The following is a 14,809-nucleotide window of genomic DNA, read 5'->3' on the forward strand; positions in this document are numbered from 1 at the left end:
ATCTTGGTGGGCCGGGCGGCCGTGACTTGCTCAAGAATCGGCGCACTAAAACCTTGGGCCGTACCGAAAATCGGCTAAATGTCTTTGCCTTCCGCAAGCTGCTGTGCCCACGGCTCTAATCCGTTTGCAGGAACATCCCCCTGCGCAGAGAACGGGGCAACTACGGCCGGAGTGACTCCGAGAGCAAGCATGGTATCTGCGTCGCCGAGGCCAAGTGCGGCATAGCGCTGCTCTTGGGAATTGTCCTGTTCAACGTCAGTTTTCGAGCATCCGACAACCAGCAGGGAAGCGGACAACGCGAGGGCTAGGAACGAACATCGTTTCCTGTTCACCATCAACTCCAATTGCAATTAGGTAAGCCTAAGCTAAGTTAAGTAAGGTTAACCTAGATTGCGAGCTGTGCACCAAAGGAGAGCTTCATGGGAAAAAGCGTTATAGCCTGCCGCGTTTTTGACATCACTGACCCCTGCCCAAACCTGCGCCGGAGCACCCTCCACTCCCCCGATCTCATCGGGGCCCAACTCAGTGGCCCCGACGAGTATTTCGGCCCCCTCATGCCACCAACAGACGTTGCTTTCACCCCATTCGACTGCGTAGCAACCAACATCCGCGCCGCCGTACAGGCCCTACCGAACGAAACTCGCCCCAATTTGCGCTGGTACACCGTGCGCACCCTCGATGCCAGCAACGGCCTACTCACCTTCGATGTAGTTCTCCACAACTACGTCTCCGGCCCAGGATCCACCTGGATCAGTGGCGCACAAGTTGGGGATTCCTGCGGAATTTGCCTGGCACAGTCGCTCTGGCAGCCGACGACTGCCCCACAGATACTGGTCGCTGACACCACTGGCACGCCCGCATTACTGTCCATCTTGGATCAACTCCCCAGCGATGCCTTGGCAGACTGCTCGGTGGCGGTGTGCGCGCCGTCGAAAAGCGACATTGAATTGCCCGCCCTACCGCACTATTCACCGAGGTTAAGGCACCTTTCAGTGAAATACTCCGCCACCTCAACTGCTCCCCAAACGATCCCCGATGTGTTACGGCAATGAAAACTGGGCAATACCACAAAACTGTGGGCAAGCGGTGAAGATCGGTTAGTAAAGGCAGCGCGACGCTACGCGATCCACGACCTCAAGCTCCCTTCATCCGACGTCACCTTCGTGCCGTTTTGGTATTTGGGTAAACCCCGTCCCTAAATAACAGAAGCGCGCTACACTAGACGACTATGACTACCGAGGATTCGGGCACCTCAAGACTCGGCCACATCAGTGCACTCAAGCAAGGTTTTTCAAGCCTGACACAGCGCCGTCGACAAGCCCGGCGCGCCCGGCTGGAATCTGGATTAGAGCGCATCGGTAACCGCCTGGGACTCAACCCCACCGGGGCGACGGACTCCGAACGCGTCGAAGCGGCCTGCAGCGTGCGATCGACCGCAGACCTCGTGCGCAACATCTACTACGCCCCAGACATGGACGGGCACGCAGAACCGGGCGAAATCGTCTGGATCACCCTCCCCGCGGAGCTCTCCTCCAGCGGGAACAAAGATCGCGCGCTCCTGGTCGTAGGGCATGGTATCCAGACGATCCTCGGACTGCTCATCTCGTCAAATTCCGAACACAGCACCGAAGCCAACTGGGCGGAAATCGGCAGCGGCCCCTGGGAAGAATCCGGCGCGCCGGCCTGGCTACGCCTAGACAAAGTAGTCGAAGTACCCGAGCTCGCCATCCGACGCGAAGGGGCCGTCATGCCCCGCCAGCGCTTCGAACCGATCGCAACCCGCCTCCGCAACGAATACGGCTGGGGCTAGCTCAGCACATCATTTTTGGATTGCGACCCCGCAACTGGTATGGTTAACCGCTGTTGTTCACTTTAATATCCCGCACGCGATCTAGGCGGTCAGGACCTTGGGTCCGCTTTCAAAGATCACGCGCCTGCCCTCGCCGTTAGCCTTAGCGACGTCCGGCCGAACAAAGGGATTTGGTGGAAACATCTCCAATTGTTTTCTACACATAAGAGGTAACTTTCGATGGCAAACATCAAGTCTCAGATCAAGCGCATCAAGACGAACGAAAAAGCTCGCGTGCGCAACCAGGCAATCCGCTCCGGTGTCCGCACCGAGATCCGCAAGTTCCGCGCTGCCGTGGAAGCTGGCGACAAGGCTGCTGCTGAAGCTCAGCTCCGCGTTGCTTCCCGCAAGCTGGACAAGGCTGTCACCAAGGGCGTATTCCACCGCAACAACGCTGCAAACAAGAAGTCCAAGATGGCTTCTGCCTTCAACAAGATGGGCTAATTGCAGCTGATATAGCTGGTAACCGCGCTCTTCGCGCTTTTACGACGGCCGAGCTTTCCTTTAGTGGAAGGCTCGGCCGTTTGGCTTAGGGCGGTGCTGGGGCTTGGGCTTGGGCTTGGGGCGGCACGGTGGCTCGTCGGGACGCGGTGGCTCGTCGGGGCGCGGTGGCTCGTCGGGACGCGGTGGCTCGTCGGGGCGCGACTCAAAACTAGGCACAATTCGCAGAGCGCGTCCCTTCGGTGTAGTCGGACTACACAGATCGGCCGATTTTGCCCTATTTTCGACGCCCCGGTGTAGTCCGACTACGCCGAAGGGACGCGCTAGCAGGTCTGAAGCAACTTCGAGCCTCGCCCGACTCGCCCGACTCGCCCGACTGGCCCGACTCGGAACCCCGCAACCCCGGAACCCCAAAACCCCAAAACCCCGGCCCCCCGGCCCCGCCCCCGAAACCTCGGAGCCCTAGCGTCCTTCATAAAAGCACAAGACCCGGCATCACCAGCTAGTGATACCGGGTCTTGCCACCTTTAGGGCTTAGGCCAGGAAAGAAAACGCATTCAAGATGTTTGCGATGTTCTTCAACAGCTCAGCAAAGAAGCTAAGGAATTCAGAGACGCCAGCAGGCAAATTCATTTCGGTTCCCCTATCACGGTGAGTTGGCAGTTCAGCATTAAGAGATACTTAATAAGTTCTTAGTGTAACCGATAGCACCCATTCCGCGCATTCGCCGAGGTTTAGGCTTCGCTGGCACCAGTGGAGGCAGCGAGCATGTCATCCCACTCCACGATCTTTTTGCGTTCGCGCCCTTCCGTTTCCCCGGCTGCGCGCTCGGCTGCGTCGAGGGCGTACCAGCCGTCCCAGGTGGTCGTCGATATGCCGCGTGCGTTGAGGAGCTCCACGACGTCAACTTCGCGAACTCGCGATAGCTGCGGGGCGTCGGCAAATAGCAGGTCGACGGTTTCTTTGGCGTCGGATTTAGTGTTGCCAATGAGACCGATCGGGCCACGCTTAATCCAGCCAGTGACGTACAGCCCGGGGACGATGTCGCCGCCTGAGTGGGTGAGGACATGTCCGCCGTCGTTAGGGATTACGCCACGGTCGTCGTCGAAAGGTACCTCAGCGAGGGCGTCCGAACGGTAGCCGACCGCGCGATAGACCGTCTGAATTGGCCAGTCGGTATATTTTCCGGTTCCGCGGGTGCCGCCGTTGCCATCGAGCTCTTGACGCTCGGTGCGGATGCCCACCACGTGACCGCCCTCTTCCAGGACCTCCACCGGGGCTTCGAAAAGGTGAATGTAGAGCTTGTGCGGCGCGCCTTTCGGTTCCCGGATCGCATACTGTTCGAGGATCTGGCACACCAGGTCGGTGGATTTCGAGTCGCGACGCGCGGCCTCGGAGGCGGCATCATAATCGATGTCCTCCGGATTGACCACCACCTCGATCGTGGGCGAATGATCGAGTTCCTTGAGCTCTTGCGGGCTAAACTTCACCTGCGCTGGCCCACGACGTCCGAAAACATGCACCTCTTTGGCCTGGTTCGCACTGAGGGATCCGTAGACGTTATCGGGGATTTCGGTGACCTTCAGCTCATCGCCAGTCTTGGCCAGGATGCGGGCCACGTCCAAACCAACATTGCCGACGCCGATGACCGCCACCGAGTTCGCCGAGAGATCCCACTCGCGCTGGAACCGCGGATTGCCGTCATAGAAGCCAACGAATTCGGCCGCGCCGTGAGATTCCGGCAAATCAATACCTGGGATGTTCAGCGCCTTATCTGCTACCGCACCGGTGGAAATCACCACGGCGTCGTAAAGCTCGCGCAGTTCAGCGACCGAAATGTCGCGCCCCACGGTGACGTTGCCAATCAACCGGATCTCGGGCTGATCGAGCACCTTGTGGAGCGAATTAACAATTCCCTTGATGCGGGGATGATCGGGTGCGACACCGTAACGGATCAGGCCAAACGGTGCGGGCATCTGCTCAAAAAGGTCTACCTGGGCACCGCCACGCACGAGCAGGTCCGAGCAGTAAATTCCGGCGGGCCCAGCCCCCACCACAGCGATTTTCAATTCAGGCACAACGACTTCCCTTCAAAAGTAAACAGACTGATCGGTTCACAAACTAACGCAAACAACCACCGAATTGCAAGCTAAATATAAATTCATCAACTCTGACCAGCATTTACGCCAACAGACCGATCTAGACACTTGCCATATACCAAGTGGTCTGTAATATGGTGACCTACGTACTAAAGGGAAGGCAGAAACAATGACATCACAGGTCTCGGCTGGCCAATTGGGCGTCGAAAAGCCAGAAAAGGCAGAAAAGCCAGCCAAGCCACCGGCGCGCCCACGGAAGTCGCAGGGACAATGGCTTATCGACGGCACGACGCCACTCAATCACCCCGAGGAAGTCAAAGCCGACGACCCGGGGTTAGCCGTAAAGCAGCGCGTCATCGAGCAGTACGCGACTGCCGGCTTCGATGCCATTACCCCGGATGACCTCGCTCCGCGCCTGAAGTGGTGCGGGATTTACACGCAGCGTCGTCAAGACTTGGGCGGGGAGCTGACCGGCCAGCTCAGCGACGCCGAGCTCCAGGACAAATATTTCATGATGCGCGTGCGCTTCGACGGTGGCATCGCCACCCCGGAGCAATTCCGCACCGTGGGCGAAATTAGCCAGGAGTTCGCCCGCTCCACCGCAGACTTCACCGACCGGCAAAACATCCAGCTGCACTGGATCGAGATCGAAAACGTGCCGGAAATCTGGAACCGCCTTGACTCCGTAGGCCTGTCAACCCTCCTCGGCTGCGGCGACGTCCCCCGCGTGATCCTCGGCTCCCCCGTCGCGGGCATCGCCGCCGACGAACTCATCGATGCCACCCCGGCCATCCGCCGCATCCAACACGAACTCCTGCCACGGGAGGAATTCCACAACCTTCCCCGCAAATTCAAGTCTGCGATCAGCGGAAACCCGCGCCAGGACATCACCCACGAGATCCAAGACCTCGCCTTCATCGGCGTCAACCACCCCGAGCACGGGCCCGGCTTCGACGTCTACGTCGGCGGCGGGCTCTCCACCAACCCGATGATCGCGCAGCGCCTAGGCGTGTGGGTCCCGCTCGAACAAGTTCCCGACGTTTGGGCCGGAGTCGTGCGCATCTTCCGCGACTACGGTTACCGACGCCTCCGCAACCGCGCCCGCCTGAAGTTCCTCGTCGCCGACTGGGGCATCGAGAAGTTCCGCGAAGTCCTCGAAAACGATTACCTGCACACCAAACTTATCGACGGCCCCGCCGCCCCACCTGCACCTCGCTACCGCGATCACCTCGGCGTTCATCCCCAAAAGGATGGCAAGTTCTACGTTGGCGTCAAGCCGACCGTCGGCCACACCACCGGCGAACAGCTGGTCGCCATCGCCAATGTTGCCGACCAATTCGGCATCACCCGGATCCGGACCACCGTGGACAAAGAGCTGCTTTTCCTCGACGTCGCGGCCGAAGATGTCACCCGGCTGCAAGAAGCACTCACCGACATCGGTCTGTTTGCGCATCCCAGCGAGTTTCGGCGCGGCATCGTCTCCTGCACCGGTTTGGAGTTCTGCAAGCTCGCGCACGTCACCACGAAATCTCGCGCCATCGAACTTGTCGATGACCTGGAAGAACGCCTCGGCGACCTCGACGTACCACTGAAAATCTCCCTCAACGGCTGCCCCAACTCCTGCGCCCGCACCCAAATCGCAGACATCGGACTCAAAGGCCAAACCGTCACCGACGCCGACGGCAACCGAGTCGAAGGTTTCCAAGTCCACCTGGGCGGAGCAATCGGACTTAACCCGGATTTCGGCCGCAAGCTGCGCGGACACAAGGTGACTTCCGTCGAACTCGGTGACTACGTCTACCGGCTGGTCAACAAGTACAAGCAGCAACGCACCGATGGCGAGCAGTTCCGCGACTGGGTGTTGCGGGCCGAGGAGGCGGACCTGCAATGAGCATGCGTCGCAAGCCCAACCCTAACCGCAACCATCCCTTGCACTGCCCCTACTGCTCCTCCGAAGATCTCTTCCCCAACCTAGAAGGGGAATTCGCCTGGAAGTGCCATGACTGCCTGCGCATCTTCTCCGTCATGTTTCACGGCCAAGACGATCCAGAACACCGCCCCGCTCCCGCGGACTCCACCGCGGGAGCACTGAGAAAGAGTTTGGAAAAGCACAATGTTGCTCTTTGAGAACAAAAACTATCGCGACCCAAACATCAGCCCCGCCGGGCCAGAACCCGCGTCGCTGAGCGAAGACATAAAGCAGCGTAATGCGGAACTGGTTGCGCAGTACCAGGCGTCGCTAAGCGGTGCCTCCGCGCAGGACATCCTGGCTTGGGCAGCCGAACACGCCGGACCCACCGCCATCACGCTGAGCATGGAGAACACTGTGCTCGCGGAACTCGGCGCGCGGTATTTCCCCGCTGCCGACTTCCTGTTTCTAGACACCGGCTACCACTTCGAGGACACCCTGCTGGTCGCAAACGCAGTGGAGCTGCGCTACCCGGATCAAAAACTGGTGCGCGCCACCCCGGTACTTACCCGGGCGGAGCAAGATGACACCTACGGCCCGAACCTTTACCAGCGCAATCCCGAAGCATGCTGCCGAATGCGCAAGGTCGAACCACTCCAGCGCACCCTCGGCAACTACCAGGCGTGGGTCACCGGCATCCGCCGTGCCGACGGCCCCACTCGCGCACACGCCCCGGCAATCGAGCTCGATAAGGCCGGACGCTTGAAAATCTCCCCGCTCGTGACCTGGTCGCTGGAGGAAACCGAACGATTCGCCGAGGAAAACGAGCTGATCTACCACCCGTTGACCAAGCAAGGCTACCCCTCCATCGGCTGTGCAACCTGCACGCTTCCCGTAGCACCTGGCCAAGACCCACGCAGCGGCCGCTGGGCCGGAACCAACAAGACAGAATGCGGACTACACACATGAGCCTCTCCCCCCACCTCAAAGACCTAGAAAACGAATCGATCCATATCCTGCGCGAGGTCGCCGGACAGTTCGACAAGGTAGCGCTGCTGTTTTCCGGTGGCAAAGACTCCGTCGTGGTTTATGAACTCGCCCGACGCGCCTTCGCCCCCGCAGCCGTGCCTTTTGAGTTGCTGCACATAGACACCGGCCACAACTTCCCGGAAGTCCTGGAATTTAGGGACTCACTCGTCGAGCGCACCGGTGCCCGCCTCCATGTGGCTGAAGTGCAGGACTGGATCGACCGTGGCGACCTGGTAGAACGCCCCGATGGCACCCGCAACCCCCTGCAGACCATCCCGCTAGTGGAGACGATCGCCGAGCGTGGCTACGACGCCGTCCTCGGTGGCGCCCGGCGCGATGAGGAACGCGCCCGCGCGAAAGAGCGCATCTTCTCCGTGCGGGACTCTTTCGGCGGTTGGGATCCGCGCCGCCAGCGCCCTGAGCTCTGGAACCTTTACAACGGCGGCCACCTCCCGGGGGAAAACATCCGCGTCTTCCCCATCTCCAACTGGACCGAAGCGGACATCTGGGAGTACATCGGCGCCCGCGAGATCGAGCTGCCGAGCATCTACTTCGCCCACGAACGCGAAGTCTTCGAACGCGGCGGCATGTGGTTGACCCCCGGTGATTGGGGCGGCCCGCGTGACGACGAAGCGCTGGTCACCAAGCAGGTGCGCTACCGCACCGTCGGCGACATGTCCTGCACCGGCGCCGTGCTTTCCGACGCCACGACGATCCCCCAGGTCATCGAGGAAATCTCCACCTCCCGACTCACCGAACGAGGCGCCACCCGCGCCGATGACCGACTCTCCGAATCCGCCATGGAAGACCGCAAGAAGGAAGGCTACTTCTGATGACTACCGCCCTAGATAGCTCCACGCCAGACAGCACCGCGGTACTCGCGAGCCGCGAAACGCTTCGCCTATGCACCGCGGGCTCTGTAGACGACGGCAAGTCCACCTTCGTCGGCCGATTGCTACACGACACCAAGTCTGTGCTCGCGGACCAGCTCGCGTCGGTGGAACGCACCTCTGCCGATCGGGGTTTCGACGGCGTAGACCTGTCGTTGCTGGTCGATGGCCTGCGCGCCGAGCGTGAACAAGGCATCACCATCGATGTTGCCTACCGTTACTTCGCCACGGACAAGCGCACCTTCATCCTCGCTGATACTCCTGGTCACGAGCAGTACACCCGCAATACCGTCACTGGGGTGTCGACATCGCAGGTGGTGGTCTTGCTCGTCGATGCCCGGCATGGCATCGTGACGCAGACTCGTCGCCACCTCACCGCCGCCGCCCTACTGGGGGTTCGTTCGGTGATCCTGGCAGTCAACAAGATTGACCTGGTTGATTTCAGCGCCGAGGTTTTCCGGGCGATTGAATCCGAATTCGTCGCGCTCGCCACCGAGTTGGGAGTCGACGACGTCCACGTGGTCCCCACCTCCGCACTCTTGGGAGACAACGTGGTGGAGCGCTCCACCAACACCAAGTGGTACGAAGGCCCGACGGTGCTGGAACTGCTGGAAACCATCCCAGTCGGGCACGGCCGCGCTCTTGACCTCGATTTCCGCTTCCCGGTGCAGTACGTGATCCGTGAGCACGCTTCCGACTACCGAGGCTACGCCGGCCGGGTTTCCGCCGGCCGAATTTCCGTCGGGGATAAGATTTCTGCAGGGCGCGGGCTCGATTCCACGGTCATCGGCATCGATACTCCCGATGGCCCCACGGACACCGCCGTCGCGGGTGACTCGGTCACGCTTTTGCTGGCCGATGAAATTGACCTGGCCCGCGGTTCGCTGATCAGCTCAGGCAGCCGGCCCGAGCCAGTCCGCGAGTTCGACGCCACCATCGTGGCGCTTTCGGAAAAGTCCCTGCGTCTTGGCGCTACGTTGAAGGTCCGCTACGGCACGTCGCTGGTTCGGGGGCGCCTCGTCGCAATCAACGAGGTCCGCAACATCGATGCCGGCACCTTCGACACCGGTGCCACGGAAGTACGCCTCAATGACATCGCGCGGGTCCGCATCATCGTGGCCACTGACCTCGAGGTGGAACCCTATGCTGCCCGCGGAGCCGTAGGAAACTTCCTGCTGGTCGATCAAGCAACCGGCGACACCCTAGCCGCAGGTCTGGTCGACTAATGGCGGTGGTGTTGCTGGCACACGGCTCACGTCATCCGCAAGCGGGGGCCGGGGTCGAAGCCTTGGCTGCGTCCGTGGCTGCGGAGACGGGCGTCGATACGCGGGTTGCTTACCTTGACCTGCAGCAGCCCGCGCTTATCGACGTCGCCTCGCCCGGCGACACCGTTGTCCCCCTTCTTTTCACGAAGGCTTTCCACGCCACCCACGATGTCCCACAGGCCACCCGCGGCCTCGAGGTTCGGTTGACCGGCGGGCTCACCACCCTCGCGTTGGTGGACGCGCTCGCCCCCCTCGTGACCAGCCCAACCGTGCTGTGGGCGGTTGGTTCTTCCTCCGGTTCACCTGAGGTCCACGCGCTTGCTTTCGCATTGACGACCCGCACCGGACACTCCGTCACGGTCGGTTTTGCCACCCGCGGGCCCGCGCTCGCCGAGCTCCTGCCCGCCGCCGAGTCGGTACAGGTCATCCCGCTGTTTGTCACCCACGGTCTCCTCCTTGACCAGCTGGCGGAGCAAGTCGCAAACCTCGACCGACCCGGTGTCCACCTGCACCCACCCCTTACGACCCTGCTCACTCCCGTTGTAACTTCCCTGCTCACTTAAAGGATTCCTGCCCATGCGCACTCTTACGCTCATCGCAATCTCTGGTCTGCTAGCCCAGCTTGTCGACGGCGCGCTCGGCATGGGTTTCGGCGTCACTTCCACTACCTGTCTGCTTTATCTCGCGGCGTTGGGCCCCGCGCAGGCTTCCGCGATCGTCCACGCATCGGAGCTCGGAACGACCCTGGCTTCAGGGCTTTCGCACTGGAAGTTCGGCAACGTCGATTGGAAAGTTGCCCTGCGCCTCGGCATTCCCGGCGCGATCGGCGCGTTTGCAGGCTCCACCTTCTTATCCTTCGTGTCATTGTCGGCTGCCCGACCGTGGACATCATTCCTGTTGTGTGCGATTGGCGCTCACCTCGTCTGGCGATTTTCACGCGGGCGGATCAGACGCACCGGCAGTGCGCTTCGGACGGTGAAGTTCTTGCCGGGGCTCGGACTGTTGGGCGGCTTCGTGGATGCCTCTGGTGGTGGCGGCTGGGGCCCGATCACCTCATCCACGCTGCTCTCAGCGACGTCCGACTCTCCGCGCCGAATCGTCGGCACCGTCAATACCGCCGAGTTCCTGGTCACCTCAGCGGCGACGCTCGGCTTTGCGATCGGCCTGTGGCACGAGCTCATTTCCCAATTCTGGCTCATCATCGCCCTGCTTATCGGCGGTGTAATCGCAGCACCCATCGGGGCTTGGCTGACCTCGCGCCTCAATCCCTCGCTGCTCGGTGGGCTGGTGGGAACCACACTGGTGGCCACAAACATCAAAACGTTTTCTGCCGCTGCGATTCCCGTCGTTATTGTGGTGGGCGCGATCCTTTCGTACGTCGGGTACCGCAAAGCTCGGGAAGCTGCCTACCTCGATCCAGAGGCCGACGCGCGCCTACGCAGCCGGGGCCGCACCCATGGAGCGCGCGTGGTAAATAGCAGTTCCGGAGTGGACAATGACCGGGCTTATGCAGTGCTGAAAAGTGAGGAGCCAGGTCGCTGAGCGGTGGGTGTCTCTGTCGGTTGGCGCTAGCCGCGGATGCCTTCCACCAGCATGACTGCACCGACCACACCAAACAGCAGACCAGCGACGATGTCGATCCACGGCCCGGCGCGCACGATGCGACGCCGCACAACCTCCGCCGAAACCACCCACGCTAGGCACGAAAACCCGACGAACACGGTGATCGCAATGGCTGCCACAATTTCCAGCGAGGCGTACCACGGCGCATGCGCCGGAATAAATGGCGACATGATCGAGGCAAAGAATAGAACCGCCTTAGGGTTGGAAAGGTTCGTGATCAACCCCAGGCGATAGTTCTTCCCCAAAGAACCCACGCGCTGTTCAACGCCAACATCGTCGGGACGCAAGCGGTTTAGTCGCTGTTCCAAACCAGACTTCAGCAAGTTATAGGCCATGTACAGCAGCCACAACCCACCGAGGACCTGGATGACGCGCAGAATTCCAGGGTTCGCGGCAAACAACGCAGCCGTGCCGACGACCGTCAGCGACGCCCACACCACGATGCCCGAGGTGATTCCGGCGACCGCAGCGATGGCGTGTTTCCGCGAGTTCGCAGCTACGCGCATGATGAGGAACACGTCGGGCCCCGGAGTGAACATCCCCGCCAGGTTGAGCAACAAGATCGTGCCAAGCTGGGCAAAGGTCATGACAGCGCCTCTGAAAGTAAAATCACAACTGTCAGTTTAGCGCCCTGCTAATTCGGCGATGCGTCGCACTGCATCTTCAATGGCGAACTCCTGATCGCCACCCCGGCCTTTCGTGCTGGCGTCGAGCTCAGCCATGAGGATGACGGCATCGGAGACGGAATCGCCGTTCCAGCGGCGGGCAGTTGCGAGGACCGACCTCACCTTAAAGGGTGGGACACCTAAAGTTTTCGCCAACTCGTATTCGTTCCCGGCTCCTCGGATGCCATATGCCCTGGCGATCGAAATGACGCTGTTGGAAAGCGCAGCTGCGATCGCGACCGGCGAGGTACCCAGTTGCAGGGCCCGGCGCGTGGACGCGACCGCCCGTGCTAGCTGGCCCGAAACCGCTAAATCGGCAATATCAAACCCACTCACCTCCGCCACGCCTTCGTAATAGCGTCGGACGGCTTCCACAGTGACCTGGCCGTTGGTGTCAGCCACCAATTGACTCACTGCCGAAGCTAGTTCGCGTAGATCGGAGCCAACGCCTTCGAGAAGAGCATGGACGACGTCTGGAGTGACTCGTACTCCAAGCTGCCGGAATTCATTGCTCACGAACCCCTGCCGATCGCGGGCGTTCAGCTTTGGAACCTCGTGAACGTGTCCAAGTTTCTTCAGCTTAGACACCGCAGCCTTCTGCCGACCTTTGCCGTTGTGATGAATAATCACCGTAATCCCTGGTGCTACATCGAGGCATGCCTTCATCAGCAGGTCTAACGGCTCTTTACCCGATTCACCAGCATCCGTAAAGATGACTGCTCGGGCATCAGAGAAGAGCGACGGACTAAACAAATCAATCAAATCAGCTGGCGACACCTGTCCAGCGCGCAACGTCGTAACCTGCAGCTGTTCTCCCACGGGTAGTTCCACACGCAAAGCGTCCAGAATCTGTTTCTGAGCGCGCTCCGCCAGCAGGCTTTCCTCGCCGAGGATGAGGTGCACGCTGGGAATAGGTTTTGCAGTCACCTACTTAGTGTGCCATAGCTTCACAGCCGCCTCGAACGAAGACGTGCTCCCCCAGCCTCACCATATGCTCGCAATAGCCAGCGCTGCTATCCCGACGGCTAGGTGCGGCACCCGACGGGTATGAAAGAACCACACAATCCACATCCCTGCCAGCAGCGCTCCGCCTACCCCAGTTTCGGCACTCGAAAACGACAATTGGGTCAAGCGTGCGGCTACAGTGTGAATCCACCACGTAAAGGGTTCAGCCAATTTCAGTAGTGGCCACTCCAATCCGCCTGGTAGAAGGCTCAACCCAGCCGCAATCAGCCCGAAGATTGTTACGGGAGCGACTGCCGGGGCTACCAAGACGTTGGCCAGCACGGAAACCGTCGGCACCCGCCCCGCCATCAGTGCAATCAAAGGGAGCGTGACCACATCCGCGGCAACGGCCACAGCTAGGGCACGATTCGCGACATCAGGCAACCAGCGGTTGGCAAGGCCTCGGTAGATGAGTGGAAATAGCGTGACGATCCCCGCCGTAGCGGCCACCGAAAGTGCGAAACCATACGATGCGGCAAGACTTGAATCCCACAGCAACAACCCTATGACGGCCAGACACAAAGCATGTATCGGCTGAGTCTGCGCCGAACCCAACACCGCAATTAGTCCCACCACACCCGTTACCGAAGCTCGCAAAACGCTGGGTTCGAGCCCGACGAGTAATACGAATCCCGCTAGTGCACAAGCAGCAGCCCCCATTTGAAGCCGCGGTCCGAAGGTGATCGCACGACACAGCAAGACTGCCGTCACGGTGATAAGAGTGACATTGCTACCCGAGACGGCCGAAAGGTGTGAGAGCCCGGCATCTATGTAGAGCTGCTTCTCTGATGCGTCCTGCAGCCCGGTATCGCCGAGCACCATCCCAGGCAGCAAACCTTCGGATTTTGGGCCGACGGCAGCAACGACCGATTCGCGAAACGTCTCCTTAACTTCGTTAGCCCACTCAGCAATGCCTGCCGCAGGGCTGACCACATTCAGACTTTCCCCTTTCAACAGATGGGGATAGAGTCCTACACGCTCACCTTCAGTCTTGTGGAGCCCGGCGACAACATGAGTTCCAATCTCCGGTGGTTTTTCCGACACTATCACGGGCATTTCCCCTGGTAGGCCTGGAATTTTCATCGGCACCAGCCAACCGCCTGCGGTGGTGGCGATAGCCTCACCGGCGACCTGTCCAAAATAGACCCTTGATGCAACATGGGTATCTACTGTGTGCACACGCATCGAGGAAACCGCCGTGACCGCAGCCCCGAGTACCCCAACCACCATCGCTTGTCCAAACGCCCGCCACGCGATCGCCAGCACCATTGCCACACTCACCACAATCACACTGAGCCAGGGCTCTCGGAAGTAGAGAATCAGCAAGCAACAGCCCCAACACACCAGGGCAGCAGGAACGAGTCGCAGCTCGCTCACAAGGTCGCCTGATCCTTCATTTTCTCGAATTTTGACGGGCCTATTCCCTTGACCTCTTTAAGTTGTTCGATGCTGGTGAAACCGCCGCTTTGCTCTCGATAGGCGATGATTGCCTCCGCCGTCTTAGCCCCTACTCCTGGCAAATCTTCCAATGCCTTGGCATCTGCCGAATTTAGGGAAACCTTGCCAGGGGCTCGCCCAGACGGCTCAAGCGAGGACGCGGGCTCCCCGACACGGGGAATGACCAGGTGTTGTCCGTCGACAAGCTTGTGGGCAAGGTTGAGGTCGCGCAAGTGCGCATCAGCCGCGGGAGTGGCAGCGCTGAGGGCATCAGCCACTCGGGCGCCCGGGGTGAGCGTGACCAGGCCAGGTGCAACGACTGCCCCTCCCACGCTAACGATGAAGTCGGTAGCTGCGGTGGGCGCAGAGGTAGGGGTAGCAGCTAGTGCATATGGGTTGGTTACGGGCGCGAGCTGAGGCGGTCGCCGCAACATCGCAAATCCGGCGATGGACACCAGAACAGCAAGGGCCAGGAAAAGCCCGGAACGCAGGGAAATCTCCCAGCGAGGCTTCGGATAACGGACGTGCATTAAGTCTTCTTCGCCAGTGGGGCGAGTTAGTTCTTTGACTCGATCAGTGACATTCATGGCCTGCACC

General features: G+C 60.5%; 17 protein-coding genes. 11 read left to right on the forward strand and 6 right to left on the reverse strand.

All coding sequences use genetic code 11. The features are described 5' to 3' along the window. Window positions 1-74 precede the first annotated feature (74 nt). Window positions 75-335, reverse strand: a complete 261-nt coding sequence (locus tag CEPID_RS13695; RefSeq protein WP_330217762.1) for a hypothetical protein — start codon at window positions 333-335, stop codon at window positions 75-77. An 84-nt stretch (window positions 336-419) separates the two neighbouring features. Here CEPID_RS13695 and CEPID_RS09215 point away from each other — a divergent pair, with 84 nt between their 5' ends. From CEPID_RS09215 to rpsT, 4 genes are all read left to right on the forward strand, one after another. Then, window positions 420-1,052, forward strand: a complete 633-nt coding sequence (locus CEPID_RS09215; protein ID WP_052843486.1) for a siderophore-interacting protein — start codon at window positions 420-422, stop codon at window positions 1,050-1,052. Between the two features lie 21 nt (window positions 1,053-1,073). Further along, a complete protein-coding gene (locus tag CEPID_RS13745) occupies window positions 1,074-1,199 on the forward strand; it encodes an SIP domain-containing protein (RefSeq protein ID WP_407921623.1) in 126 nt (41 codons plus the stop codon). Window positions 1,200-1,228: 29 nt separating this feature from the next. After that, window positions 1,229-1,810: a type II toxin-antitoxin system PemK/MazF family toxin gene (locus tag CEPID_RS09220; RefSeq protein ID WP_052843489.1), complete on the forward strand. Its 582-nt coding sequence runs from the start codon at window positions 1,229-1,231 to the stop codon at window positions 1,808-1,810. A gap of 219 nt (window positions 1,811-2,029) precedes the next feature. Continuing rightward, window positions 2,030-2,293, forward strand: coding sequence for a 30S ribosomal protein S20 (rpsT, locus tag CEPID_RS09225; protein WP_047240727.1), 264 nt, complete (start codon window positions 2,030-2,032; stop codon window positions 2,291-2,293). Between the two features lie 731 nt (window positions 2,294-3,024). On the opposite strand, the gene CEPID_RS09230 is transcribed toward rpsT, so the two are convergent. Then, window positions 3,025-4,368 carry an FAD-dependent oxidoreductase gene (locus CEPID_RS09230; protein ID WP_047240728.1) on the reverse strand — a complete coding sequence of 448 codons (1,344 nt, stop codon included), beginning with the start codon at window positions 4,366-4,368 and terminating at the stop codon, window positions 3,025-3,027. Window positions 4,369-4,558: 190 nt separating this feature from the next. Between CEPID_RS09230 and CEPID_RS09235 the strand changes: the two genes are divergently transcribed. Genes CEPID_RS09235 through CEPID_RS09265 form a run of 7 tightly spaced genes read left to right on the forward strand, consistent with a single transcriptional unit; the run spans window position 4,559 to window position 11,024 of the window. Continuing rightward, a complete protein-coding gene (locus tag CEPID_RS09235; RefSeq protein WP_083984430.1) occupies window positions 4,559-6,280 on the forward strand; it encodes a nitrite/sulfite reductase in 1,722 nt (573 codons plus the stop codon). Next, entirely contained in the window at window positions 6,277-6,516 is a 240-nt protein-coding gene (locus tag CEPID_RS09240; RefSeq protein WP_047240729.1) for a hypothetical protein, read from the forward strand. The genes CEPID_RS09235 and CEPID_RS09240 overlap by 4 nt, the downstream gene beginning before the upstream one ends. Next, complete coding sequence (locus CEPID_RS09245; protein WP_047240730.1) at window positions 6,503-7,267, forward strand: phosphoadenylyl-sulfate reductase; 765 nt, start codon at window positions 6,503-6,505, stop codon at window positions 7,265-7,267. The genes CEPID_RS09240 and CEPID_RS09245 overlap by 14 nt, the downstream gene beginning before the upstream one ends. Further along, entirely contained in the window at window positions 7,264-8,160 is an 897-nt protein-coding gene (gene cysD / locus CEPID_RS09250) for a sulfate adenylyltransferase subunit CysD (protein ID WP_162488680.1), read from the forward strand. The genes CEPID_RS09245 and cysD overlap by 4 nt, the downstream gene beginning before the upstream one ends. Beyond that, complete coding sequence (locus tag CEPID_RS09255; protein ID WP_047240732.1) at window positions 8,160-9,443, forward strand: sulfate adenylyltransferase subunit 1; 1,284 nt, start codon at window positions 8,160-8,162, stop codon at window positions 9,441-9,443. Before cysD ends, CEPID_RS09255 begins: the two co-directional genes overlap by 1 nt. Then, complete coding sequence (locus CEPID_RS09260) at window positions 9,443-10,045, forward strand: sirohydrochlorin chelatase (protein WP_047240733.1); 603 nt, start codon at window positions 9,443-9,445, stop codon at window positions 10,043-10,045. The genes CEPID_RS09255 and CEPID_RS09260 overlap by 1 nt, the downstream gene beginning before the upstream one ends. 13 nt (window positions 10,046-10,058) lie before the next feature. Then, the gene (locus CEPID_RS09265) at window positions 10,059-11,024 is read left to right on the forward strand and encodes a sulfite exporter TauE/SafE family protein (protein ID WP_047240734.1); all 966 of its coding nucleotides are present in this window, start codon (window positions 10,059-10,061) and stop codon (window positions 11,022-11,024) included. A 26-nt stretch (window positions 11,025-11,050) separates the two neighbouring features. Here the strand turns inward: CEPID_RS09265 and CEPID_RS09270 are convergent, their stop codons facing one another. The 4 genes from CEPID_RS09270 to CEPID_RS09285 all read right to left on the reverse strand — a co-directional run bounded on the left by CEPID_RS09270 (window position 11,051) and on the right by CEPID_RS09285 (window position 14,799). Next, on the reverse strand, window positions 11,051-11,692 hold the full coding sequence (locus CEPID_RS09270) for a LysE family translocator (RefSeq protein ID WP_047240735.1): 642 nt from the start codon (window positions 11,690-11,692) through the stop codon (window positions 11,051-11,053). 36 nt (window positions 11,693-11,728) lie between these two features. Further along, complete coding sequence (holA, locus tag CEPID_RS09275; RefSeq protein ID WP_144413563.1) at window positions 11,729-12,682, reverse strand: DNA polymerase III subunit delta; 954 nt, start codon at window positions 12,680-12,682, stop codon at window positions 11,729-11,731. A gap of 72 nt (window positions 12,683-12,754) precedes the next feature. Beyond that, window positions 12,755-14,152 carry a ComEC/Rec2 family competence protein gene (locus tag CEPID_RS09280; RefSeq protein ID WP_052843490.1) on the reverse strand — a complete coding sequence of 466 codons (1,398 nt, stop codon included), beginning with the start codon at window positions 14,150-14,152 and terminating at the stop codon, window positions 12,755-12,757. Beyond that, the gene (locus CEPID_RS09285) at window positions 14,149-14,799 is read right to left on the reverse strand and encodes a ComEA family DNA-binding protein (protein WP_047240737.1); all 651 of its coding nucleotides are present in this window, start codon (window positions 14,797-14,799) and stop codon (window positions 14,149-14,151) included. The genes CEPID_RS09280 and CEPID_RS09285 overlap by 4 nt, the downstream gene beginning before the upstream one ends. Between the last annotated feature and the right edge of the window lie 10 nt (window positions 14,800-14,809).

Origin of the sequence: Corynebacterium epidermidicanis, assembly GCF_001021025.1 — a bacterium.
Classification (GTDB): domain Bacteria; phylum Actinomycetota; class Actinomycetes; order Mycobacteriales; family Mycobacteriaceae; genus Corynebacterium; species Corynebacterium epidermidicanis.